Annotated in this window: 32 protein-coding genes and 2 pseudogenes; 2 read left to right on the top strand and 32 right to left on the bottom strand. The window is 47.1% G+C overall.

Annotation, left to right across the window (positions count from 1 at the left end; genetic code table 11):
* Positions 1–135 precede the first annotated feature (135 nt).
* Positions 136–363, top strand: coding sequence for a hypothetical protein (locus OSC7112_RS38980; protein WP_150111748.1), 228 nt, complete (start codon positions 136–138; stop codon positions 361–363).
* Between the two features lie 7 nt (positions 364–370).
* The gene (locus OSC7112_RS37535) at positions 371–778 is read left to right on the top strand and encodes a transposase (protein WP_083888263.1); all 408 of its coding nucleotides are present in this window, start codon (positions 371–373) and stop codon (positions 776–778) included.
* 51 nt (positions 779–829) lie between these two features.
* Here the strand turns inward: OSC7112_RS37535 and OSC7112_RS36670 are convergent.
* The 32 genes and pseudogenes from OSC7112_RS36670 to OSC7112_RS32685 form a co-directional block, all read right to left on the bottom strand.
* Positions 830–994: pseudogene (locus OSC7112_RS36670) on the bottom strand (TMEM175 family protein); the annotation flags it as partial.
* 169 nt (positions 995–1,163) lie between these two features.
* The gene (locus OSC7112_RS41450) at positions 1,164–1,289 is read right to left on the bottom strand and encodes a DUF5996 family protein (protein ID WP_397319751.1); all 126 of its coding nucleotides are present in this window, start codon (positions 1,287–1,289) and stop codon (positions 1,164–1,166) included.
* 101 nt (positions 1,290–1,390) lie between these two features.
* Positions 1,391–1,792 carry a RidA family protein gene (locus tag OSC7112_RS32825; RefSeq protein WP_015179732.1) on the bottom strand — a complete coding sequence of 134 codons (402 nt, stop codon included), beginning with the start codon at positions 1,790–1,792 and terminating at the stop codon, positions 1,391–1,393.
* A gap of 255 nt (positions 1,793–2,047) precedes the next feature.
* Positions 2,048–2,773 carry an alpha/beta fold hydrolase gene (locus OSC7112_RS32820; protein ID WP_015179731.1) on the bottom strand — a complete coding sequence of 242 codons (726 nt, stop codon included), beginning with the start codon at positions 2,771–2,773 and terminating at the stop codon, positions 2,048–2,050.
* 334 nt (positions 2,774–3,107) lie between these two features.
* Positions 3,108–3,488: an SgcJ/EcaC family oxidoreductase gene (locus tag OSC7112_RS41445; protein ID WP_223300938.1), complete on the bottom strand. Its 381-nt coding sequence runs from the start codon at positions 3,486–3,488 to the stop codon at positions 3,108–3,110.
* A gap of 17 nt (positions 3,489–3,505) precedes the next feature.
* The gene (locus tag OSC7112_RS32810) at positions 3,506–3,895 is read right to left on the bottom strand and encodes a cupin domain-containing protein (protein ID WP_015179730.1); all 390 of its coding nucleotides are present in this window, start codon (positions 3,893–3,895) and stop codon (positions 3,506–3,508) included.
* 58 nt (positions 3,896–3,953) lie between these two features.
* Positions 3,954–4,367 carry a hypothetical protein gene (locus OSC7112_RS32805; RefSeq protein WP_015179729.1) on the bottom strand — a complete coding sequence of 138 codons (414 nt, stop codon included), beginning with the start codon at positions 4,365–4,367 and terminating at the stop codon, positions 3,954–3,956.
* Entirely contained in the window at positions 4,360–5,253 is an 894-nt protein-coding gene (locus tag OSC7112_RS32800; protein ID WP_015179728.1) for a pirin family protein, read from the bottom strand. The genes OSC7112_RS32805 and OSC7112_RS32800 overlap by 8 nt, the downstream gene beginning before the upstream one ends.
* 106 nt (positions 5,254–5,359) lie before the next feature.
* A complete protein-coding gene (locus OSC7112_RS32795; RefSeq protein WP_015179727.1) occupies positions 5,360–6,196 on the bottom strand; it encodes an alpha/beta fold hydrolase in 837 nt (278 codons plus the stop codon).
* Between the two features lie 255 nt (positions 6,197–6,451).
* Positions 6,452–7,369 (bottom strand): dioxygenase family protein, encoded by a 918-nt coding sequence (locus OSC7112_RS32790; protein ID WP_015179726.1) that lies wholly within the window; start codon positions 7,367–7,369, stop codon positions 6,452–6,454.
* Between the two features lie 50 nt (positions 7,370–7,419).
* Positions 7,420–7,989 (bottom strand): DUF981 family protein, encoded by a 570-nt coding sequence (locus OSC7112_RS32785; RefSeq protein WP_015179725.1) that lies wholly within the window; start codon positions 7,987–7,989, stop codon positions 7,420–7,422.
* A gap of 592 nt (positions 7,990–8,581) precedes the next feature.
* On the bottom strand, positions 8,582–9,046 hold the full coding sequence (locus tag OSC7112_RS32775) for a lipocalin-like domain-containing protein (RefSeq protein ID WP_015179723.1): 465 nt from the start codon (positions 9,044–9,046) through the stop codon (positions 8,582–8,584).
* 30 nt (positions 9,047–9,076) lie between these two features.
* Positions 9,077–9,940: a dioxygenase family protein gene (locus OSC7112_RS32770; RefSeq protein ID WP_015179722.1), complete on the bottom strand. Its 864-nt coding sequence runs from the start codon at positions 9,938–9,940 to the stop codon at positions 9,077–9,079.
* Between the two features lie 74 nt (positions 9,941–10,014).
* Positions 10,015–10,209, bottom strand: a complete 195-nt coding sequence (locus tag OSC7112_RS37530) for a thioredoxin domain-containing protein (protein ID WP_015179721.1) — start codon at positions 10,207–10,209, stop codon at positions 10,015–10,017.
* A gap of 57 nt (positions 10,210–10,266) precedes the next feature.
* Positions 10,267–11,163, bottom strand: coding sequence for an alpha/beta fold hydrolase (locus OSC7112_RS32760; RefSeq protein WP_015179720.1), 897 nt, complete (start codon positions 11,161–11,163; stop codon positions 10,267–10,269).
* Between the two features lie 169 nt (positions 11,164–11,332).
* Positions 11,333–12,160, bottom strand: coding sequence for an SDR family oxidoreductase (locus OSC7112_RS32755; RefSeq protein WP_015179719.1), 828 nt, complete (start codon positions 12,158–12,160; stop codon positions 11,333–11,335).
* Positions 12,161–12,289: 129 nt separating this feature from the next.
* Positions 12,290–12,643, bottom strand: coding sequence for a nuclear transport factor 2 family protein (locus OSC7112_RS32750; protein WP_015179718.1), 354 nt, complete (start codon positions 12,641–12,643; stop codon positions 12,290–12,292).
* 245 nt (positions 12,644–12,888) lie between these two features.
* On the bottom strand, positions 12,889–13,857 hold the full coding sequence (locus tag OSC7112_RS32745; RefSeq protein WP_041623873.1) for a zinc-dependent alcohol dehydrogenase family protein: 969 nt from the start codon (positions 13,855–13,857) through the stop codon (positions 12,889–12,891).
* 336 nt (positions 13,858–14,193) lie between these two features.
* On the bottom strand, positions 14,194–15,192 hold the full coding sequence (locus OSC7112_RS32740) for an alpha/beta fold hydrolase (protein ID WP_015179716.1): 999 nt from the start codon (positions 15,190–15,192) through the stop codon (positions 14,194–14,196).
* A 230-nt stretch (positions 15,193–15,422) separates the two neighbouring features.
* Positions 15,423–15,602 (bottom strand): annotated as a pseudogene (locus tag OSC7112_RS36660) (SDR family oxidoreductase); the annotation flags it as partial.
* 192 nt (positions 15,603–15,794) lie between these two features.
* Positions 15,795–16,742, bottom strand: a complete 948-nt coding sequence (locus tag OSC7112_RS32735; RefSeq protein ID WP_015179715.1) for an NAD(P)/FAD-dependent oxidoreductase — start codon at positions 16,740–16,742, stop codon at positions 15,795–15,797.
* A gap of 173 nt (positions 16,743–16,915) precedes the next feature.
* Positions 16,916–17,671, bottom strand: coding sequence for an SDR family oxidoreductase (locus OSC7112_RS32730; RefSeq protein ID WP_015179714.1), 756 nt, complete (start codon positions 17,669–17,671; stop codon positions 16,916–16,918).
* A gap of 162 nt (positions 17,672–17,833) precedes the next feature.
* On the bottom strand, positions 17,834–18,430 hold the full coding sequence (locus OSC7112_RS32725) for an ester cyclase (RefSeq protein ID WP_015179713.1): 597 nt from the start codon (positions 18,428–18,430) through the stop codon (positions 17,834–17,836).
* 100 nt (positions 18,431–18,530) lie between these two features.
* Positions 18,531–19,061: an SgcJ/EcaC family oxidoreductase gene (locus OSC7112_RS32720; RefSeq protein WP_015179712.1), complete on the bottom strand. Its 531-nt coding sequence runs from the start codon at positions 19,059–19,061 to the stop codon at positions 18,531–18,533.
* Positions 19,062–19,170: 109 nt separating this feature from the next.
* Positions 19,171–19,977 carry an LLM class flavin-dependent oxidoreductase gene (locus OSC7112_RS32715; RefSeq protein WP_339374353.1) on the bottom strand — a complete coding sequence of 269 codons (807 nt, stop codon included), beginning with the start codon at positions 19,975–19,977 and terminating at the stop codon, positions 19,171–19,173.
* Positions 19,937–20,242, bottom strand: coding sequence for an LLM class flavin-dependent oxidoreductase (locus OSC7112_RS42530; protein ID WP_339374347.1), 306 nt, complete (start codon positions 20,240–20,242; stop codon positions 19,937–19,939). Before OSC7112_RS42530 ends, OSC7112_RS32715 begins: the two co-directional genes overlap by 41 nt.
* A gap of 113 nt (positions 20,243–20,355) precedes the next feature.
* Positions 20,356–21,255 carry a pirin family protein gene (locus OSC7112_RS32710; protein WP_015179711.1) on the bottom strand — a complete coding sequence of 300 codons (900 nt, stop codon included), beginning with the start codon at positions 21,253–21,255 and terminating at the stop codon, positions 20,356–20,358.
* 135 nt (positions 21,256–21,390) lie between these two features.
* Positions 21,391–21,747, bottom strand: coding sequence for an AraC family transcriptional regulator (locus tag OSC7112_RS32705; RefSeq protein WP_083888261.1), 357 nt, complete (start codon positions 21,745–21,747; stop codon positions 21,391–21,393).
* Between the two features lie 89 nt (positions 21,748–21,836).
* Positions 21,837–22,583, bottom strand: a complete 747-nt coding sequence (locus OSC7112_RS32700; RefSeq protein ID WP_015179710.1) for an SDR family oxidoreductase — start codon at positions 22,581–22,583, stop codon at positions 21,837–21,839.
* Complete coding sequence (locus OSC7112_RS32695; protein WP_015179709.1) at positions 22,580–22,762, bottom strand: hypothetical protein; 183 nt, start codon at positions 22,760–22,762, stop codon at positions 22,580–22,582. The genes OSC7112_RS32700 and OSC7112_RS32695 overlap by 4 nt, the downstream gene beginning before the upstream one ends.
* 186 nt (positions 22,763–22,948) lie before the next feature.
* Positions 22,949–23,506: a DsbA family protein gene (locus tag OSC7112_RS32690; RefSeq protein WP_015179708.1), complete on the bottom strand. Its 558-nt coding sequence runs from the start codon at positions 23,504–23,506 to the stop codon at positions 22,949–22,951.
* A 218-nt stretch (positions 23,507–23,724) separates the two neighbouring features.
* Complete coding sequence (locus tag OSC7112_RS32685) at positions 23,725–24,354, bottom strand: response regulator (protein WP_015179707.1); 630 nt, start codon at positions 24,352–24,354, stop codon at positions 23,725–23,727.
* Positions 24,355–24,360 lie beyond the last annotated feature (6 nt).

Here is a 24,360-nt window from a genome sequence, read left to right as displayed (position 1 = left end):
ACATTTTCCAACTGAATCGATCGCTTGCTCGATCACCTGACACGGCAGGCGAGAGTATTTCTACTCATCTAGAGCCGACTGATCGACTCGGACGGGGCACCCCAACTGCGTGTGTGCCAGTTGAGGGTGCGGAATGTGGGTTGGAAACGAGCGAGAAAAAGTCACAAACAAAAACAAGACCCGATAGTACAAGAAACGAAGCAATCTGACTTAGATATGTTGCAATTAGAGGCAGAGGCGGGAGGAATTGACTTAAAGTATCTAGATGAATCAGGGTTTTGTATGTGGAGTGAACCAGGTTATACTTATTACCCAATAGGTGAGCAAAAACGGTTAGAACAAACTTTCGCGGCGTGGTCGTAGACTAAGTATTATCGGACTTCTTCAACCTGACATAAGTTTTGTCTACGGTTTAGTAATTGGGGGTGTCGATCGAAAAGCTTATATCAAAATGATGGAACGAGAAGCCCAGGAAGCTGCTGAAATTGGACGACCGAGAGTAATCGTACAAGACAATGGCCCAATACACCGATGCAAAGAAGTCCAAGAGTTATGGCCGCATTGGGAAAAGCAAGGTTTATATATCTTCTTTTTGCCCAAGTATTGTTCGGAAATGAACCCCATTGAATTGGAGTGGCAACACATTAAGAAAGATGAGTTAGCAGGACAAATGTTTGATGATGAATTAGAACTAGCCTATGCCGTAATTCATGGAGTAGAAGTTAGAGGACAAAGGGGAAGTTACACTACGCAACGTCTTAAGTTTAACTCCAATTAGGTAACTTAATATTTTGTTACATAGATTGGTTTTTTCCCGCCTACCTACTTAGATACCAACATGCACGAAACTCAACACATAGCTTAGAAAGGTTGGAATCAGCGGACGTAGTGCAGCTAAATCTGACTCATGAGGTGTTTTTAACTCCAGCACCATAATGGTGATAATAATAGCAATTACCCCATCACTGAATGCTTCTAACCTACCTTTAACCATTTTTGGGTATGCTCCTTGTCTGCTTACCGTGTTGTATAACTGCCGTTTGCAAAAATGGTTGTTTGGTTATCCACTATCCATTTAGTATCTCTAAGTGACAGCAGATCGCTTCAGACTTTGTATCAAGGTCGCTAGTCCATCCGCTTCAGCAGTTTGCAATTTGTTAGCCTTACACGGTTGGGGAACGCTCTAGGGCTACTCGATCCCAATGCCCTAAGTTGGCTGCTGCTTCATAGGTGCTTTGGGAAAAAAGCAAGAGCGTTGCATAGGTATCCTGCCAAGCTGCTAAGGGCAAACTGGGCCAAATGATTGAGGCTGATGTGAAATCTGAAATTAGGGGCGCGTCCTTCTCCTGGGCGTAGTCGCCGAATCACCCCGTTGCCGCTTGTGCAAAATTCACGGAACAATTGCAGTCACGCGGATTTCAACACGCATCGTTGGCAGTCCAAGCGCCGCCACTCCTAGCTCTGTCCAAATTGGGGCGTGGTTGGGCATGTAATGACGAAATAGCCTGACTATCACATCATTAACCTCTGGGGGAAACCCGCCAACATGGTAAGAATTGACGTGAACCACATGCTCCCAACTCGCACCAGCAGTTGCCAAGGTTCGCTCTATGTTCCGAAATGCCTGAGCAATCTCATCTGCGATCGCTTCGGGAATTTGCAGATTGTCATCCCAGCCGCCTTGGCCGGATGTCTCGACGCGATTGTCAATTTTTACCGCTTGCGAGTAATGCAAATTATTCAGCATATATTCCCCATAACCGGGGGTGACAAAAAACTCGGGCTTTTTCATTGTGTTCCTTTGTTCAGTACGTTGTGTTTATTATGTAGAAAAGAGGTTTGTAATCTAATTCACGCGATGAATTCGATGCCATACTTGGGTGCCGCTGCCAAAACTCGCTCGATCGCTTCCGGAGTGACTGAGCGTAATGGAGCCTCTAGGTTGTCTACTGGAACTCGGCATCTCTAAAGTGTGGTGAGTCGAAGTACCTGATTGCTTTCAGATTCTTACGATGATTTCTCAAATACCTGTGATGAACTGTCGCGGCTAGTCGCGCCCTGCGACAATAATCTTTTCGGCTAGACCGACTGGGTTAGAAAACATCACCTCATGACCACCCGGCATTTGCACGAGCCGAAATAGCCCCAAGCGGCTAGACATCCTGGGATGCCAACCCCACTCGCCTTGGGGCAGGCAAGTATCTTCTGTACAGTAGAGGTAACTTTTAGGAATCGATAGCGAGTAAAACTGCTTCAAGTCCAGCTTGTCAATCAATGGTTGATACGGTTCAGGGGATAATTGTGTGTAACTGGATTGAGCCAGTTTGAGGTCAGCATCGTTGAGAAACACTTCTCGCCAAATCTCAAAAGGCATCGTTATCGTATTATCGTCCGATTCTCTCGCTAGATTGTCGAGTAACGCTTGAGTGTCAGGTGGGATGTTGTCTTTGAGGCTCTCACCATCATTCAGGACAAAGGCATTGAAAAAGATTAGCCGTCGAATGCGATCACGGATTGCTTCAGCAACTTTGGCAATAATGCTGCCACCAAAGCTATGTCCAAGTAAGACAATATCGGTTAAGTCTTTCTCAACAATGTAATCGACGATCGACTGGGTACATTGAGCATGGTTGACGTTTTTATTCACGCCTTTACCATGACCCGCGATCGTGGGAGCAAAAGCCTGATGACCTTTCGCTTCTAGATGTTGGATGACCGCGTTCCAAGCAGAACCATCGTGCCACGAGCCGTGAACTAAGACAAAGGTTGACATTGGATGACTCCTTGCAATGCGGGATGAATATTCTGTTCTAATGACATTAAAAGTTTCTCCTTTGCTATCTGCAACGAATTCATTACGTTTGTGTAGCAGCGGAAGGTAAAGTTCCAGGTGGCCCTAAAATTTCGTCGCCAATCTCAGCAGAAATCTGATCAACCAGCGATCATTATTAAAAACTCGAGATTGATCTGCTTGATGACGCTGCTTGAGACCTGCAACGAGGTCGGTTACTTGACGTTGAGCCTCTGCACTCAGCGAGTCAAACTCGTCCAAGAAGAATTGCCGTTCTAGCCTTAACTTCCGGGTATTGAGCAACCCTTCGATCTGTCTAACCTTCGTCGTGTTTCGTTACGACATATAGCGGCAGCGAATCTCGTGACGGTGAAGCTTTGGTTTGTCCGGGCAGTATTACCCTGACAACTCCGTTCATGAGAGCAAGTTGAGGATTCAGGAAGTGGACGAAATTCACCTCACCCTCCAAACGTGTTCCTTTGACAACCGTGTCGAACGCTTGCTGATGAAATGCAGCGATCGCTTTTCGACCCTTGAGATGCGTTCCCTCGAACGCGATGAAATCGGCAGTTTCGCTAAACGGGGCAGCAAAGCCTTCCCCGCTACCTCGATTCCAAGCATCAATCATCTGGTGAAGGAAAGCACGGATTGCCGACTCGTCAGCAGTAGTGGTGGTTTGAGCTGTTTGTGAATTCATAGTTTTGAGCGATTGGATTAGAGTGATCCGGTGGCCTCAATTTCAGGTGCATAAATCGTTTCGTCTTCTTTGCGCCAAGCTGGATCGACTAGACAAACGAAAACAATAGGTTCGTCGCCATAGTTGTGAAGGAACTGGATTGCATTTGGAGGAATGTAAACCGCATCGCCTGGTTCAACGCGACAAACTTCACTGTCGATCGACATTTCTCCAACACCGCTAATGATGTAATAAACCTCAGAAGTCTTTAGAGAATGGGGAATCGAAGTTTTGCCAACAGGCAAGATCGCATGCGCCAAACTGTAACGCAAGTTGATGTCTTGTTTGTCAGGATGAAGCAGTTCGCGCAGAACAGTTCCATCTCCAGCGATAATTTCTTCACAGTCGTTTAGTTTTTGGATCAGCATACGTTTAGGTTTGCAATTACACAATCGGAGCAAGTTCAGAATCTGTGAATTTTGGAGGTTAAATACTGTCAGAGGTCAGCAACATCACGACATCTGCATGAGCTAACACGACATCGGGGTGGCGTTGAAGCGCCGTGTTATACTTCATGGCAAACTCATCGCCCGATTCATCAGGGCTCAGCAGTGTCCGAATGTCACTGTCAATCGCTTCAATTGCCTCTGGTGTAACAGATTCATCGACATGAAGCAACTCATCGATTTGGATAATCAATGCTGAGAGTCGATGCAACCAAGCAAACTGCTCATGACTAATCGCCAGTTGTAGCAATTCACCTCCAGAAACGTGCCCTCGAACTTGCTCATAGGTAAGGCGCTCAGTATCTAGTAAAAGCTTGTGCAGATGCAGTAGTTTGATTCGTAACTCACTCAAGCGGTGATGTTGACTAATCCGTTGTTGAAATGTGTTAGCCATAAATCCGTCCCATCCTTCCTTCTTGGTAGTCGTTGATCGCTTGGGTGATTTCAGTTTCAGTGTTCATGACAAACGGACCATAGCGCACGACTGGTTCGTTAAGGGGTACACCTGCAATCAGCAGAAGATCTAGAGGACGCTGAGCATCAGCAGGGTTGGAGATCACTACATCCTGTCCATCTTGAGAAAAGAGCACCATCTGCCCATCATCACCAGGCGCTGGCTCTGTCCCAAACAACCCAGACCCCTCCAGTACATAGACAAAGGCGTTGTACTCTTTTGGTACAGGCTGGATCATCGTTGCCCCTGCTTGCAGTGTGAAGTGGAGGTAGGTTATCGGCGTGCGCGTCTGAATTACGGCTTTTGCCCCTAACGCTTCTCCCGCAATCACCCGCACCGTCACAGACCCATCTTCGGTTTGAGCTACCGGAATGTGAGCCGCTGGGATTTCCTGATAGCGGGGCGGCATCATTTTGTCTCGTTGTGGCAGATTGACCCATAGTTGAATGCCGTGGAACCGTCCACCCGTTTGGGTAAACATTGACTCCGGCATCTCGGAATGCACAACCCCGGCACCTGCTGTCATCCACTGGACATCACCCGGATTTAGTAGCCCGGCGTGCCCTGCAGAATCTTTGTGTTCTAACCGTCCATCCAAGACATAGCTGACGGTTTCAAAGCCCCGATGCGGATGATCGGGTGCACCTTTTGCCTGACCCGGCTTGAGATTGATCGGACCTAACTCGTCGAGGAGGAGAAACGGGTCAAATTCAGAGAAGCTACTTTTGGGAAAGGGCCGACGTACAAGAAATCCTGCCCCTTCGAGTGTTTCAACGCTGTTGATTACTCCGGCAACGGTTCGAGACGTTTGAGTGGGGACAGTCATAGAATTGCCTCTTCAGAACTAGACAAGTATGTTTATCATTTGAGCCTGACTCAACGGGGTGAATCACAAAGTTTTTTCACAAGCCAGAAATGCAGCAGATCGCTGATTATTTCTGCTGAAGAAAGTCCAGTAACAAGGGATTGACCCGATCGGCGTGAGTCCAGTTGATGGCGTGCGGTCCGCCAGGAATGACAACCAGTTGACTGTTTTTAATCAGCTTTGGAAGTCTTGCTGCGGTGGACTCAAGCGGCAGAATGCGATCGCTATCTCCATGAATAATCAGAGTCGGTACATCAATGCGGGGCAGATCATCGCGGAAATCAGTCACCCAGGAGGGTACACAGTCTAAAGTCCCTTTAGCAGAAGCCCCTACTGCTACATTCCAACTGGCTTGAATTGCTTCATTGCTGATGCGATCGCCAAGCAATACATCAACATTGAAGAACTCTTTGAAAAAGGCAGAAAAATAAGCTGGACGATCGTCAACAATCGCTTTCATAATGCCATCGAAGACACTTTGATCAACACCCTCTGGATTGTCGTCTGTCTTTAACAGAAACGGTGGAACGGGAGCCATCAGCACGGCTTTCTGCACCCGATCTGAGCCGTATTTGCCAAGATAACGTGTGACTTCACCTGTTCCCATTGAGAAACCGACCAGCACGGTATTTTGCAAGTCAAGCTTGGTCATGAGTGTATTCAAATCGGCGGCGAAGGTATCGTAGTCATAGCCAGATGATGGCTGACTGGAGTTGCCAAATCCTCGGCGATCGTAGGTAATTACTCGATATCCTGCATTCAGTAAAACTAAAACCTGCTTCTCCCAGGAATGTCCGTTCAATGGAAATCCATGAATCAGAACAATCGGTTGACCTGTCCCAATATCTTCGTAGTAGAGATCGATGGTTGCAGAGTTTTCTTGACCAACGGTAATGTAAGGCATGAGAAGTTTCTCCGTTGTAAATTGATGATATGTTTTTGTCTGTTGCATCACAATTTTTATGCAGCGATCGAGCACCGTCTTAACAATGCTGTGTTAAGCAGACTTCAAGATGGGGCAAGAATCCATTGCGTATCATCGCTTCATAACGACAAGAATCCTTCATTGTTGTTTGAGCGCGATCGCCGCGTTTGCCGCCTCTAAGATGGCTTTGATTCTGCTGTTGCAGAAATTAACTTCCAAATGCCAATTAGCGGGTTATTTTGAATCAATGGTGTAGGCATGTTGTTCAGATGTTGCTTTATAGTCTTCGGCTGAAGTAACGGGTGTCAACACAAAATCAAATTCAGTTGTGTAAAACGGCTTACTTTGATTGTGTGCCTTGAATTCGTCTGGTGCTTCATGTTTTTGCAATTGAACGATCGCCGATCGCACTGCAAAAGTTGTATCTGAATCCAGGTGAGGATCGCCAGCCATAAAAATTTGTGTTGTCAGCGGAGTGTACTCCGGGGCACTGACTTTGACATGGATGTGAGCCGCCCGCCAGGAATGCCGTCCCAAGAGTCCCAGCAACTCGCCACATGGGCCACTGCTTGGCACTTTGTAACCTAGTGGCACGACGGTTTCAAACATATACTTTCCACTCTTGTTCGTTTTGAAACGTCCGCGAAAATTCCCCAGCGGCTGAGATGGATCTTGGATATCATATAATCCTTTGGAATTGGGTTGCCAAACATCAATCAGAGCATTGGCGATCGGTTGACCGTTCAAATCTAAAACACTGCCTGACAGGAAAAGCGTGTCGCCTTCTGGATCAATACCCAAGCGATCGCCCATCTGCCGTCCTGGTGCATTCGGCACATACAAGGGTCCTTCTAAATTGCTTTCTGTACCGCAATGCGAATCGTGCAGTAATTCTACCAACTCTGAGATTCCGAGTAGATCTGTTAACGCCTGCATTTCTCCAGCGGGAATCTCCTGAGTGTGATGACTGACCCGGTTGAGAAAATTACGTCCCTGCTGCAACTCTGATTCTGTCAGATTCACCTCACGCACAAAGTCATGCAAATGTCTAACCAAGCTCGTGTACATTTCATAGAGTCGCGGGTGAGATTTGCCACGATCGCCATGATTAATGACGGCTTCAGTGATAGTGTCAAGTGTGATGTTCTGCACGATCAAACTCCTTTTTAGTTACGTGATTAATGATGGTTGTTTTACGGCGACTATCTTGGCAGGGGCTTCCATGTCGAAAAGTCCGCAAGATGCGCCCAGTAGGCAGTCAATCCGATATAAGCAAAGATGAGAGCTGCCACACTTAACACAATTGCTCCAATAGTTCGCAAGAGCCGGGTTGATTTGAGAGAGAGGGTTGGTACAGAAAAAATTCCTCCTAAGCCAACGAGAATGAACCCAATTCCTGACAGCAAAGGAAGTTGTGTTATTCCCAGGTTTATGATGCGAAAGCCAATTAGAAGCGATACCAGTCCTGCAAAGAATCCATAAATGCCCAGGGTAAATAATTCCCAACCCATTGCCAGAGTTAGGGAAGTTCCTACAAACAAAATGCCAAACAGAACAGTTGTTTCACCATAGGCAACATTGAAACTACCAATAATGGGCCAGGTAAAAGTCATGTGTAAGCCAGTGACTAAAGCGATCGCGCCGACTACACCAAAACCAGGAATCCAGCGTTTCTGATTTGAAGTACCAAGACCAAAATACACATAGGCAGCTAACAGAGCGAGTCCAGCCGATAGATTAATCAGCATGAGTGTCAGGTAATCGATAAACATTAGACCTCCTGCAAATGTTCGGTTTTGTTAAGACTTAGACAAAAACTGAAGTATGCAATGCCTGTCGCATTGCTGTGTGTACCAGTTTTGGCTTCAGAAATACTCTTTCACCACAGCACTAAAACGATAATGATCGGGAATCTCAAGTTTGTAGCGGGGCAGGCGAGGCTGTATCACCATCAGGTGAACATCGCCAATACGAAAGCGCTTGCCCAGCAATCTTCGCACTTATTAGACAGGGATGGGTTGCAGCCGTGATGCGAGAAATTGCGTGATGTGATTTGCGATCGCATCCCCATCTTCTTCCAGAGCAAAATGTCCGGTATCGAGTAAATGAAACTCAACGTCATTACCGAAGACTTCTACAACGTAGATGTCTGAGAAACAGGTGTTTCGTTGTCCTCATTCTTCAACATTCATTTGATTCAGAACAGTCAAGTTTGCTGAGTTAAGCTACAAGTTAGAGACGGCTGATAGCGCTAAAATCTTGATTCAGATTGCATTCGCTTGCGGTTGAAGCTTGAATGAAATTTGATACTGTGTCGCAAAGTTGTAGAAACTTAAATGCTTTTGCGGTGCAATGACAAAGCAATTAAATGCGCTCCCACACCAACTCGAAAACCGCCTCAACACCATCACTCAAAACTGGCAACGTTTTCAGCGTCACTCGGCTCTCACTCAGAGTAAAAGTGCGAACTAATGTTGTACCGACCCGATTAGGAATTGATGCAATTTTGATCTGGTGAGTTACTGTGTTGTCACTCAAGGTATAAGTTCCAGCGTAAGCATTGAATGTTGTAAATGCTTGAGCAAGCTCTTCCACGGGTAAAGATTCCATCTGGGGAGTCAGCGGTGATCTGACCTCCTGACTCAGCGGTGAGCGATCGCTCCTAGAAAACATCACCATCATGTGACCATCTGATGTGTAAGTGATGTAGCCAACCGGATGAGTTCCATACACGTCTGGAGTCACCGTTCCATCAGCGTAAATGGCGGTTGCAGAAATTAACTTCCAAATGCCAATTAGCGGATTGTTCTGGATTGATGGTGTAGACATAATGTGCAACCATTGCTTGATGATTCTCCGCTAGAGAGTAGCGGGTTTCAACACAAAATCAAACTCAGTCGTGTAAAACGGTTTACTTTGATTGTGTGCCTTGAGTTCGTCTAGTGCTTCGTGCTTTTGCAATTGAACGATCGTCGATCGCACTGCAAAGGTTGTATCTGAATCCAGGTGAGGATCGCCAGCAATAAAAATTTGTGTTGTCAGCGAAGTATACTCCGGAGCACTGAGTTTGAAATGGATGTGAGCCGCCCGCCAGGGATGCCGTCCCAAGAGTCCCAGCAACTCGCCACATGGGCCACTGCTTGGCACTTTGTAACCTAGTGGCACGACGGTTTCAAACATATACTTTCCACTCTTGTTCGTTTTGAAACGTCCGCGAAAATTCCCCAACGGCTGAGATGGCTCTTGGACATCATATAATCCTTTGGAAGTGGGTTGCCAAACATCAATCAGAGCATTGGCGATCGGTTGACCGTTCAAATTTAAAACCCTGCCTGACAGGAAAAGTGAGTCTCCTTCTGCATCAATACCCAAGCGATCGCCCATCTGCCGTTCTGGTGCATTCGGCACATACAAGGGTCCTTCTAAATTGCTTTCTGTACCGCGATGCTTATCGTGCAGCAATTCTACCAACTCTGAGAGCCCTAGTAGATCCGTCAACATATGGATCTCTCCAGTGGGAATCTCTTGAGTGTGATGACTTGCCTGGTTGAGAAAATTACGTCCCTGCTGCAACTCTGATTCTGTCAGATTCACCTCACGCACAAAGTCATGCAAATGTCGAACCAAGCTCGTGTACATTTCATAGAGTCGCGGGTGAGATTTGCCGCGATCGCCATGATTAATGACGGCTTCAGTGATAGTGTCAAGTGTGATGTTCTGCACGATCAAACTCCTTTTTAGTTACGTGATTAATGATGGTTGTTTTACGGCGACTATCTTGACTTATAATCTGTGTCCTAATCTAATTGGCTACAGCTATAGTCTGGTGACTTGATGCTTTCAAGACTCATCCTGACGATTTCGTGCGGCATACCAATCCATTCAAGAACGATGAGATCAGCCAGCGAACAGGCACCGGGCATATGATAGAGTTTCATGGAATGTCCCTTATCGCGAAGAATGTGTTTTTGCTTCCTATCTGCTGTTTTCATAGTCTGAGTGTAATGACTCCTAATGCTCGGTTTCTTTCAGATTCTTAGGGTGTTTTGTCAGATTCTTGTGCAATCACCTTCAAGACGCAGCGTGGAACCGAGCGTTCTGTCGAGGAATGCGCGGATCAACGTTGCCACCTCCTCTGCATGAGTCTCCAGCGCGAAATGTCCGGCGTCGAGCAGGTGAATCTCTACATTCGGGAGATCTCGCTGATAAGCGGCAGCACCAGCGGGCAGAAATGCCGGATCATGACGACCCCAGACGGCGAGAAGCGGCGGACGTTGCTCACGAAAGTAGGACTGGAAATCCGGATAGAGCGCGACGTTGCTGCGGTAATCGAGGATCAGATCGAGCTGGATCTCCTCCGCGCCCGCTCGCCCCATGTAGGCGATGTCGAGTTCGTAGCCGTCAGGCGACAGAAGGGTTGGATCGGCTCCGGTACCATACTGCCAGTTCCGGATTGTGTCCGGTGCGAGCGAGGGTCGGCAGGCTTCCCGGTTCGCTGCGCTCGGTTCGCGCCAATAGGACTCCCACGAACCCCATTCATCACTGAAACCCTCCAGGTAAGCGTTGCCGTTCTGCGAGATGATCGCAGATATCCGTTCAGGATGGCGCATCGCCAGACGCAGACCTACCGGCGCACCGTAGTCGAAGATGTAGAGTACGTATCGATCGAGCGACAAAGCATCGGTGAAGCCCTCGATCACGTCGGTAAGGCGGTCGAACCTGTAGTCGAACGTCCCGCGTGACGGTGCCTTGGTCTGCCCAAAACCAGGTAGATCGGGCGCGATGAGCCGAAAGCGATCAGCAAGGAGAGGGATCAGGTCACGGAACATATGGCTAGCGGTTGGAAAGCCGTGCAACAGCAGTATTACTGGCGCATCGCTTGACCCCGCCTCACGGTAGAACACTTCGACATCGCCGACCTGTCGAAACCCGTAGCGTATTTTCATCGTACAATTCTCTCTGTTTTTGATTTTCTTCCGACTGAGCTTCGACGCTCAGACTTGGAATCTTGGACACCTTTGGCATACCCTACGATCGCCGCTCCTAAACCGCGAGAACCACCTGTTACCAGTGCAACTTTGCCTGCAAGTGTTGTCATCTCGCACTGTCGTTCGACTATTGCGCTACAAACCCACCATCTACCATCAACGTTTCACCTGTTACGAACGATGCCATCTCAGATGATAAAAACAGGACTGCATTTGCAACTTCAAGCGGTGTGCCAACTCGTCCGATCGGGTGAAGTCCTGTCAAGTAAGCTTTGGCTTCATCTGTAACTGCTTCAAACATATCTGTTTGGATTGCCCCTGGTGCAACGACATTGATGCGAATACCCGCTTTGGCATATTGGAGCGCAGCAGCTTCAAACATATCTGTTTGGATTGACCCTGGTGCAACGCCATTAATGCGAATACCCGCTTTGACATATTGGAGTGCAGCAGCTTTTGTTAAGCCTACTACCGCATGTTTACTCGCGGTGTAGACGAGTATGTTAGGAAGTGCAACGACTCCAACCGCAGATGCCATATTAACGATCGCACCACTTCCGTGTTTCAACATCTGAGCAATTTCATATTTCATCGACAACCAAACGCCTTTGACATTGACGTTCATAGTGCGGTCATATTCCGCTTCTGTTTGCTCAATCAATGAGGGATTTTCGCCGCCCATTCCTGCATTATTAAAGGCAATATCCAACCGACCAAAAACGTCAACCGTTTTATCAACCATTGCTTTAACATCGGCTTCTTTCGTAACATCTGCTTGCACAAAAATAGCCTCTCCGCCAGCATCCTGAATCAATCGAACCGTTTCTTCACCTTCATCAATTCGACGACCAACTACCACCACCTTTGCTTGTTGTTGGGCATAAGCGATCGCTGTTGCTCTACCGATTCCCGCTGTGCCTCCAGTGACTAACGCCACTTTATCCTGAAGTATCATTCTATTTCTCCTGTTGCAATCAATATTGACTTTCAAAAATTGAACTCCGATCGCATCTCAGCCCATGCCAGCGATTGCCATCACCGGGATAGTGAGCAGGTTGAAAACGACGTGAACGACGACGGCGGGTCAGACCGAGGTTTTAATGACGAAAGCCCTTAACTCGACCATCTTGTCGTCGCGAAAGCGCCAGACATCGCAGTACGAGTAATGAGCCGCCTTCCCGTCTTCGTCCTTCAGTGTGATGTCGCCGAGTGCCGTGACGAAATCACCCTCAGCGATTAAGTTGGTGACCGTAAACTTTGGCGGCTCTATGTATGTCTCTGCCATATATTGGTGAACGGCTTCTTTTCCGTTAAGGGTCTTGTCGCCTACAAACGTCCATTGCGTGTCGTCGGTGCAGAATGACAAGAATTTTTCATAGTTGCCTGCTGCGTTCGCCGCATTTGCCGCTTCTAAGACAGCTTTATTGTTCTCTGACATCTGAATCTCTCCTCTGTTCAAGTGGATGCTTTAACGGAACGGTCTCTCTACCAGCGCATTCTTCTCCTCAGCGTAGTCAGCGATCGCCCGCCATCATCTGCCGCTAGCAACCTTTCGTACTCAACTAACTATCTTTGTATGGTTGGCGTGCAACGGGATTGTTATGCGAGTTCCAATCAATGTTGACCTTCAGCACACAATCAAACTCCGATCCGTTTAGCAATTACCAATGCTGTAAAGCTGGTCTAATTTTCTGTAAACTTCAGCACAACTTTGCCCCGTGTTCCTCCCTGCTCTATACGCTGATGTGCTAGAACGACCTGATCCCAAGAAAATACTGAATCAATCACTGGGCGAAGCTGATGACGCTCGATCAGTTTTGTCAAAGCCTCTAATTTTGCTCGATACTGGGGTGAAAAAACAAAATGAATCGTCAGATTCTTACCCCATGCTTCAAGAAGCGATTGCGGTACTGCAATGTCTACAATGCTTGTAAGCCTACCAAAGGGACGAATGATTTCTAGACTACGCTGAATTGTTTCTCCGCCGATTGTATCTAGAACTAAATCCACACCCAGTCCATTTGTTTCTTGACGAATGACTTCTACGTAATCTTCATTTTTGTAATCAATCACTCGATCTGCACCCAGTTCTGTCACGAAATCTCGGTTTCTAGAACTACACGTTGCAAAAACGTATGCCCCTATCGCTTTGGCGAGTTGAACTGCGATCGAACCCACTCCACCCGCACCCGCATGGATGAGAACTGTTTCACCAACTTGTAGATTGCCCCTAGTCACTAGACAATCCCAAGCCGTTCCGCCTGCAAGCGGAAAAGAAGCTGCTTCAACGTGTGACAGATTTGCAGGCTTCAATGCAACAATCGCTGCATCAGCCACATGATACTGAGCGTAGCTACCGAATTCTCCAAAAATTTGCGGTGAGTAATATACGTTCTCTCCCACCTTGAAATCAGTCACAGCTTCGCCAATTGCCTCAATCACCCCTGAAACATCGACTCCAAGGATGGCGGGTAATTGAACCAGTTCCTTGTAATCACCACGACGAGTTTGGTAATCGACCGGGTTAATCGAGGTTGCACAAACTCTGACTAACACCTGATTCGCATTAAGTGTTGGTATGGGAACCGTTTGAATCTCAAACTTCTCAGCATCACCAAACGCAGTTAATACGGCTGCTTTCATAGATTCCATCTGTGCCAACTCTCCTTGATTTAGAATAAACAGTGACGGGATTTCAATACTATTCAGCGTAGGTAAGTTCTCCCTAACTTCGTAAGTCAGCACGATTTGGTAAGGTAGTTACCGTTTAGTAGCAAATGCAGATATCACAGCCTCGTAGCACACCAAAAAAGTTTTCTCGCTCCCAGCCAAAGACGATGTGCAACTTAACTAAATAGTCATGTTGTTCCATTGTTTCTCATAGCGATCTCCTTTCTTTTGTAAGCTTAAGGTTCAGGTCATTAGCCAACAACTGGCTGAGATTCAATTCCTCGACACCGAAGCCTAATTGCTGAATGCTTGATTCGTCTATCGATTTTTGATTGTTTTCAGAAAACCAAGATAATTCGATGCTGCTTCCTGAGCGTTTTCGATCAACAGCAAATGTCCTGCTTTGGGTAATTGAATAATTTGACTCCCTGGAAGACAGCGATGTGAGCGATCGACATCCCGAATATCATAGATTTTGTCTTCCTGACCCCAAATTGCCAGGGTCGGAACCCGACTGTGAGGCAACTGACAAAGCACATCATCATAAAGATTCACAATGTCCCAAGTCTGCTGATAATTTCGATTACGATTCACATAATCGTTCACTTTCTCGGTTTTGACCTCATCCGGAATCGTAGGAGGCGTCACGAAAAGCAGACTGATTTCTAGATCGAACTGCTCTTTGGTAATCGGAATAAAGGGATTGATGCCCTCAATAATCGATTTCCTGACGCTAGTTGCCCAATTCGTTACGCCTAGCGGTGAACCGATAAAGGCGAGGCTGCGAACTTGGTTGGGATAAAGCTGGCTGTAAAGGGCTGCGATCGTGCCCCCCATTGAGCTACCTGCAACATCAAGGGATTGAATCTTTAGCTGCTCGACAAACTGGTGCAAGAGGGCTACCTGATTCTCTAGTGCATAGTCTTTCACGGTAAATCCAGTACTCTTGGCATAACCGGGTAGATCGGGTGCGATCGCTTGATAACCTACTCTAGCCAACTCGCACATCATGCCATTCCACTGCTCTTTCTCGGCAAATAATCCATGCAGCAGTAAAATCGGCTGTCCTGTCCCTGCTTGATTATAGGAAAGCGTTCCACTCCCGATTTGGGTAGAGCGAGTTGCGATGTCACAAGTTGAAGCAGGAGTTGCGCGATTCAGCCAACCAGAGCCAACAAGCACACTGACAACCAGAACGATGATAACTAACAGGCAATGTGCAACTTTCAATAAGGAAAATCCCACCGTATGCTTCTGGTAAGCAATTGTGCCCGAACAGAAGGTGAAAAAAATGTTTGATATCGAAGAGTTTATCATTGCTGTTTTCTGCTGTGTGGATGAGCTATGTGACGAGTGCAACTTTTTCTGAGAGTTTTTGCGAAATCATGATGTCCTCTGAATTTCTCTGAATAAGGTTTGTAGCGTTTACGACCTACTTGTGAATAAGGGGAGTGAGGGCTGCGCCTCCAGCCAGGGTTCCATCCTTACGACCCGTCAGACTCCAATTAGGATTGCTTTAGTGGTTGCAGATCTGGATTACCTGTTGTTCAAGCGGTATAGCCGCCATCAATTTTGAGACTTGCGCCCGTAACAAAATCAGCTTCAGAACTGGCGAGATAAGAGACCATGCCAGCTACCTCGTCACCCTGTCCATAGCGACCGAGGGCAGTCATCTTGGTCTGCTCTGCGGCAAAGTCGCTGTCTGCGGGATTCATATCGGTGTCGATCGCTACTTGGTCGCAACGTTTCGTACTGCCTTTCGACTACTGCGCTACCAACCCACCACCACAAAGACTGCATCATTAGATCGCTCTGTAGACTTGATATGTAATTAACACGCATGACTTTCCCTACTCTCTTGATCTATGAAACTAGACCAGCCACAATGCTTGTTCTGATGAAGATTGAATTACCTTAATTTAGACGAAATCTTCCATAATCAGAGAGTGATTTAAGCCGCTAGCAGCAACGCTACCCTGAAAAACAGCAGCGACGATCACTTGCATGGGTGAAGTGATGTCACCTGCCGCATAAACGCCTTTGACGCTAGTTTCGTTAAAAACATTGGTCGTCTTGATTAAATTAAATTCATTCAACTCACAGCCTAACTTTTCAGCTAGGTTTGAACGGAGTGTTTGCTTTGGTCGGATCAGTATTCCGCGACGCGCAATTTTCTCGTTTGTCTCAAAAACGATGTTTTCTAATTGTCCGTTATCGCCTTCGAGTCGGATAATTTTCTCTTCGCGAACAAGGATTTTGTGGTTTTCCAAGAGTGTCCTTTGATCAGCGGTTAGATCGGCTTTGCCGTTGGTGCAGAGGACTAAATCACCACTCCAATTTTTCAGCAATGCCGCCATTTCGATGCCCGTTTCGCCATTTTCAACAATGGCAAGCGGCTCGTCGCGCACTTCCCAGGCATGGCAATAGGGACAATGAAACACGCTTTTGCCCCAGAAATCACCAAAGTTTTCGAGAGCTGGAAATTCATCCATTACCCCGAAAGCCAGCAAAATTTTGCGCGTTTTTTTAATCGTGCCATCCTCAAACACAACTTCAAATTGATTGCCGGATGGGTTGATTTCCTTGACCCCAATCGCTTGAAATTCAACGCTTTTATAAGGTTTGAGTTGGTCGCGCCCGATGCTCAAAAGTTCATGTGGACTGATGCCATCGCGGGTGAAAAAACTGTGCGACTCGTGTGCGGGAGCGTTACGCGGATTCCCTTTGTCGCAGACTAACACTCGACGGCGACTTCTGCCTAAAAGCAGTGCCGCACTGAGTCCAGCGGAGCCGCCACCGACAATGACGCACTCGTAAATCTCTTTGTTTCGGTTCATCATCTTTTTCTGTTCTCCAACTTTGCACATAATCATCAACTCCTAATGTCTCTTTGTCTTAGTTCACTTGAGTGTAGTCAGTTCCAACACTCAACTTCTTGCAGATTCTTATGGAGTTTCCTATGGAATTAGCGAACCTATTTCAGTGTTACTTTAGTGAGTCGCTTGAAGTGCTGTATCAAACATTTCGCCCTGCCTTTCGACTATTGCGCTACAAAGCCACCATCTACCATCAACGTTTCACCTGTTACGAACGATGCCAGGTCAGATGATAAAAACAGGACTGCATTTGCAACTTCAAGCGGTGTTCCAATTCGTCCGAGCGGGTGAAGTCCTGTTATGTAAGCTTTGGCTTCATCCTGCCCACCTGTAGCTGCTTCAAACATATCTGTTTCGATTACTGCTGGTGCAACGACATTGATGCGAATACCCGCCTTGGCATATTGGAGCGCAGCAGCTTTTGTTAAGCCTATTACCGCGTGCTTACTCGCGGTGTAGAGGGGTACGCCAGGAAGTGCAACTACTCCATTCGCAGATGCCGTATTGACGATCGAACCACTTCCCTGTTTCAACATCTGAGCAATTTCATGTTTCATCGACAACCAAACACCTTTGACATTGACATTCATAATGCGATCGTATTCCGCTTCTGTTTGCTCAATCAATGAGGGATTTTCGCCGAGAGTTCCTGCATTATTAAAGGCAATATCTAACCGACCAAAAACGCCAACCGCTTTATCAACCATTGCTTTAACATCGGCTTCTTTCGTGACATCTGCTTGCACAAAAATAGCATCTCCGCCAGCATCCTGAATCAATCGAACCGTTTTTTCACCTTCATCAATTCGACGGCCAACAACAACAACCTTTGCTTGTTGTTGGGCATAAGCGATCGCAGTTGCTCTACCAATTCCCGATGTTCCGCCAGTCACCAAAGCAACCTTGTCTTTCAGCATCATGATAGTTACCTCTTGTTGTGAATGGCTGTGTCACTTTGTCAAAAACTCAATGAGCAATACGTGTAGGGGCCAGCAATAAGAAGCACCTCCTACAACCAGGATGAGTACGATCCTGGTTGCAAAATGGCGGGTTTAGGCATTGATATTTGCTGGCTCCTACACTTAGTCGCGATTGCTGGCACGATGATCGAGCAGTGCGTTTGAGGGCAAGCTCGAATTAAGTACCTTGCGTGCACTGTCAACCCCTACAACGGGCAGCGTAACCGGATCAAGCATGCCGAGTTGAACCAATACACTCGCCTGATCCCAGTAGAGGTGTTCATGGGCTAACTTGCCGTCACGGAACCGAATAATCGCGACCACTGGCACTTCAACCTGTTTCCCGGTCGGAGCAATGCCGGGTAGCATCCAGTCCATCTGGATGGTATGAGTGAACTTAACCAGCATTTCATCGACGAGTTGATTGGTTCCGATTGTGCGCGAAACCGGAGCCAGTTCTATATCCGGCGGCATCTGTGGAATGAAGTACTTGGAATAAAACTCACGCAGTGCCGGTTTCCCTACTCCCCCAGTCATTACCGGAATGTGATTCACGTAAGCGTCCTCAACCATTGTAGCGAGAGCATCTTCAGGGCTGTGAGTACCAAACTCGTGCCCGATATGCTCTTCCCAGACCGCTTGTAAAGCTTCCTGAGCAGGTGTCAGATTAGGGTTTGCCTGTACATTTGCTTGTTTGTCTACAGTTTGCTCTTTGACCACGTTAGATTCTCCTAGTTTGTTCTATCTCAACTGTATTGATTCCAATGCTTAATTTCTTTCAGATTCTTATTTCATTCGCGATCGTTGCCAAATTCTTTGTTTACTCACGCGATTGAAGTGAAGCCTGCTTGATATCTATAACGAGATCGGTTAATTGACGTTGAGCCTCTTCACTCAGCGAGTCAAACTCGTCCAGGAAAAATTGCCGTTCTAGCGTCAACTTCCGGGCCTTGAGTAGCCCTTCAATTTGCCAATCTCGATCACGTTTCATCATGACGAATAGCTGCATCGAATTTCGTGACGGTGAAGTTTCGGGTTGTCCGGGCAGCATTACCCTGACAGCTCCGCTCATGAGAGCAAGTTGAGAATTCAGGAAGTGGACGAAATTCACCTCACCCTCCAGGCGTGTTCCGTTGACAACGGTGTCGAAGGCTTGCTGGTTAAATTCAGCTATTTCTTTTCGACCCTTGAGATGCGTTCCCTCGAAGGCGATGAAGTCGGCAGTTTCGCTAAACGGAGCAGCAAAGTCTTCACCGCTGCCTACATTCCAAGCATCAATCATCTGGTGAAGAAAATCACGAATTGCCGACTCGTCAGCAGTGGTGGTGGTTTGAGGTGTTTGTGAATTCATAGTTTTGGGCACCTAAATTACAATGATGCGGTTGCCTCAATTTCACCCAATGTTTCTTTTGAGCTGTATATAGAACGATGGGTAGGTTGTCTACGATCGCGAGCATATTTTAATTGTTCAAGAGTGGCGACATTCGCATTCCAATCAATTCAATGGAGCGCATCAGTTGGGCGTGGTTCATTTGCGCGTTGTCCATTTGAAAAGTTACTCTCGAAATGCCGCCGAGCGATTCGCTGTGACGGCGAATTTTCTCCGCCACTTCTTCGGGACTGCCGACCAGTAATGCGCCGGTTGCGCCGCGCTGCGCGTCAAAATCGGCGCGCGTAACAGGCGGCCAGCCTCTCTCTCTGCCAATTTTAGTAAAGGTTTCGGCGTAGCCCGGAAAAAATTCTTCAACGGCTTGTTCAGTCGTGTCGGCGACATAACCGATTGAATGCAATGAAACTTTCAATGTTTCGGGCGCGTACCCGGCGCGCGCTCCGGCATCGCGGTATAAATCTACGAGCGAGCGAAAGCGATGCGTTTCGCCGCCGATAATGGCAACCACGAGCGGCAGTCCAAGCATTCCGGCGCGGCGGAAAGACTGCGGCGTACCGCCGACCCCGCTCCAGATGGGAAACGGCTTTTGCAGCGGACGCGGATAAATCGCTTGGTTTTCCAGCGCGGGGCGAAATTTGCCCGACCAATCGACCGTTTTATTGTCCCGAATTTTGAGCAAGAGTTCGAGCTTTTCAGCAAAAATCTCGTCGTAATCGCCGAGACTTAATCCGAATAGCGGAAAGGCTTCGGTGAACGAGCCGCGCCCGACCACCATTTCGGCGCGACCTTTTGAAATCAAATCGAGCGTGGCGAATTGTTGAAACACGCGCACCGGGTCAGCCACGCTCAGCACCGTAACCGCGCTGGTTAGACGGATGCGCTCGGTGCGTGCCGCGACAGCGGCGAGAATAACCGCGTTTGCCGATGCGCTCGGTGCGTGCCGCGACAGCGGCGAGAATAACCGCGTTTGCCGAATCTAAAAATTCATGGCGATGATGCTCGCCGATACCGAAGATATCCAAGCCGGAACGATCCGCCTGCTCTATTCTCTCCAGCAGTTCGGCGACAGACTGCGCGGCATCCGTCGTTTCACCCTTCTCACTCGTTCCAACCGAGGCAAAACTGTCAATTCCAACTTCCATATCATTTCCCAAGCGTTTTGCAAATGAAATAGACTTGATTCAAAACAGTAGAAAACCTTGCTGCACGAGTTAAGCGGCTGTTCTCTCGCTCAGCAAAAAACGCCTAATCATCGTCAGCTCAGAGGGGTCACGCTACTACCGCGATCTGAATTATCAGGGAGCGGAATGAATTCAGTTTCACCGGGAACCACCGGGAAGCGGCGGTCTTGCCAATCTCGTTTTGCCTGCTCGATACGCGCTGAGCGGCTCGACACAAAGTTCCAGTACTTTGTGCGATCGCCCACTGGTGCCCCGCCGATAATCATTGCTTTTGCCTCAGCCTCCGCCCGGATATCTACTGATTCATCCGGCGCTAGAACGGCTAGACAATATGGCTCTAACGGCTCTCCATTTACGAACAGGCCGGATGTGACGCTATAAACTGCTCTTTCTAAACCTTCGGTTGGTGCTAGCTGAAATTGACTACCCTCTGTGAAAACGAGCGCTAGGTAAAGAGTAGCAGAATAGGTTTGAACGGGTGATTGGTGAGACTGGTAGCTACCGGCGATCAAGGTCGCGCTGGTGCCTGTCTGAATCCACCTCGGTAAATCAGTCGCCGGATAATGTGAAAAGCTGGGTTCAACTTCTTCAGCGGTTTCGGGGAGGGCAATCCAAGTCTGAATGCCGTGAAGAGTAGATTCTTTCTCTCTAAAGCTCTCGGGCGATCGCTCAGAATGAACAATACCTTTGCCCGCTGTCATCCAGTTCACCTCGCCCGGAAAAATCTCTTGTACTGTCCCTAGACTATCTCTATGCAGAAGGCTTCCTTCAAACAAATAGGTAACCGTCGCTAAATTGATGTGGGGATGAGGTCTAACATCGACGCCTTTTCCAGCCGGGAAAATAGATGGGCCTAAGTGATCGAAGAAGATGAAAGGGCCAACCATTTTTAGGGTTTCACTCGGTAAGATGCGCTGTACGCTAAACCCACCTAGGTCGTGCTTTTCAGGCGTGATCAATTGCTGAATGCTCATTTTTGTCCGATCCATTCTTAGTTGACGTTGTGGACGAAGATACAATCTTAGTTCTGTTGCTGCTTCAGATTCTTGCCTAACTTAATGTCAATGTAATGAGTTCCAAGGCTCGATTTCTTTCATATTCTTATGGCGCTAACGAATCTGCTTGGGGGTCTTTCCTGTGAATCGTTTGAAGTGCTGCGTCAAATGGCTTTGGCTGGAGAAGCCGACTTGCAGGGCAATGTCCGCGATCGCCAGATCTGTTTTCGATAGCATCAATTTTGCCTGTTCCACGCGCTGCTGAATCACGTACTGACGGGGAGAAATTCCCATTGTTTGCTTAAACAAACTTGCAAAGTAAGTCGGGCTAATATTGATCACTTCTGCAAGTTCCGTCAGTGATAAATCTCGATCAAGGTGAGCACGAATATAGCCGATTACTTGCTGTAATCGAGTGTGCGTTAAGCCCTTACGCTTGGCTTTAAGGGTTGGCGTTGTAATTATTAGCATGGTTCAAAGATTGGCAATTTGCTCAACAAAACAGACAAAAGCTAGCCATCACGCATTCGATCACTGCAATATTTTGCATTGCCTATCAACTACTGCGCTACATACCCACCATCTACCATCAATGTTTCACCTGTTACGAAGGATGCCATATCACATGATAGAAACAGGACTGCATTTGCAACTTCAAGCAGTATGCCAACTCGTCCGATCGGGTGAAGTCCTACCAAGTAAGCTTTGGCTTCATCTGTAACTGTTTTAAACATATCTGTTTGGATTGACCCTGGTGCAACGCCATTAATGCGAATACCCGCTTTGACATATTGGAGTGCAGCAGCTTTTGTTAAGCCTACTACCGCATGTTTACTCGCGGTGTAGACGAGTATGTTAGGAAGTGCAACGACTCCAACCGCAGATGCCATATTAACGATCGCACCACTTCCGTGTTTCAACATCTGAGCAATTTCATATTTCATCGACAACCAAACGCCTTTGACATTGACGTTCATAGTGCGGTCATATTCCGCTTCTGTTTGCTCAATCAATGAGGGATTTTCGCCAACCACTCCTGCATTATTAAAGGCAATATCCAGCCGACCAAAAACGCCAACCGCTTTATCAATTATTGCTTTAACATCGGCTTCTTTTGTGACATCTGCTTGCACAAAAATCGCCTCTCCGCCAGCTTCCTTAATCAATCGAACCGTTTCTTCACCTTCATCCATTCGACGACCAACTACCACCACCTTTGCTTGTTGTTGGGCATAAGCGATCGCAGTTTTTCTACCAATTCCTGAAGTTCCGCCAGTGACTAACGCCACTTTATCTTGCAGTATCATTCTGTTTCTCCTATTTTAATTTTATCGGTTTTTCTCAAGTAAATTGGTCTCAGTAACTCAGTGACTTCTTGCGCGATCGCAATCAGGGCATGATTAATTGAGGAGTCGCAAAGAGAACCAGTCTGAAGTGTACCTTCATGCCCAGAATTATTCTTGCCTTGTACTAATAAATGCCGCATAGAATTATCCTCAAAGAAATACTGATTTGTAATTGACTAAATCAATACGAAAGAATTCAGTTGTTGGCATGATTCAAAAAGCGACAGTTTTTTTCAGCGAAACAGGCAAAATCTAGCCATCAAAATTAGATGACTTATAGCACTTACAGGCAAGTCAGATATGAATTGGAAGCAAAAATCGGTGAACTAATGATTTGCAGCAATCATGGCTGCCATCAACCCCGTCGTATTCCAGCGCTCGGTATACCGAATTCCATTGATAAACAAGGCTGGGGCAGTCGTCACTCCACTCTGTATTCCGCCTTCAATATCTTCATAGATGCGATCGACATGCACTTGTTTAGACAACTCTTTGAGAAATTGAGGAATGTCAAGCCCTAAATCATTGGCGTACTCGACAAGATAACCGTTCTCCAACCTTTGTTGATGGTCAAATAAGGTATCGCTCATTAACCAAAACTTTCCTTGGGCGGCGGCGGCTTCGGCGGCTTCGGCTGCCCGTTGAGCATGGGGATGAATCTGTGTTTGTGGAAAATGACGGAAGATGAAGCATAAATAATCTTCTCCAAAAGCAGCACTAAGCTCTCGTTCGATCGCTTTAATCAGCTTGTAAACGTCCGCACTTCTAGGGCATTGATAATCTCCGTACATCACCAGCACTACCTTGGCACTCAGAATACCTTGAATCCAATCTTGAGTTGAAGGTGGTACAAGTAAAGACCTGTGGCTACGATCGTCGCTCATCTTTTTACATCTGCATCAAGCATAGAACCATGCAATTTACTTGCTCGATCCATTTGCATGACTGTTTGCATAAATTCAATATAGGAGATCGCCTTCAAGCTGTCGTCTATAGTGAGTTAAAAGTTTGACAGTAGAAATTGATAGAGTAATCGTTCCATCGCAAAGTAGAAGGCCGGCTCTAACTTAAGTTAGAATCGGAATTCGATCGAAAGTACACCCTACAAACTGACAATGCCGCGCTTAACGGCAACAATCACCGCTTGAGTGCGATCGCTCACATCCAACTTATTCAAAATCCGATTGACATGAGATTTAACCGTGCCTTCACCAATACTCAAAGCTGCCGCAATATCCGCATTACTCATTCCCTGTGCCAGCGAGCGGAGTACTTCTAATTCTCTTTCACTCAGTTCTGGATTGCTGAGGCGCTGTACTAACTTTGCTCCCACATCAGGCGGAATATACTTCTGACCCCGATGAACGGTGCGAATCGCATTCAGAAGCTCGTCAGGTTCAGTTTCTTTTAGCAGGTATCCTTTTGCGCCTGCCTGCAATCCCCGATAAATATCTTCGTCACTATCATACGTGGTTAGTACAATAATCCGAGCAGATTTAACGCTCGCACAAATTGCACCAATGGCGGCAACTCCTTCCACTTCAGGCATTCGCAGATCCATTAGCGTTACATCTGGTTGGTGTTCCCGAAAGGCGGCGATCGCCTGTTCCCCATTTTCAGCTTGTGCAATCACCTGCATATCTGGGTCACGGTTAATAATCGTGGCTAATCCTTGCCGAAAAATGGCGTGATCGTCCGCAATCAGAACCCGAATGGTCGTAGCTTGGCTCATTGTAAT

It is taken from the genome of Oscillatoria nigro-viridis PCC 7112 (assembly GCF_000317475.1).
Lineage (GTDB): Bacteria > Cyanobacteriota > Cyanobacteriia > Cyanobacteriales > Microcoleaceae > Microcoleus > Microcoleus nigroviridis.
This window is presented reverse-complemented; position numbering and strand designations above follow the sequence as displayed.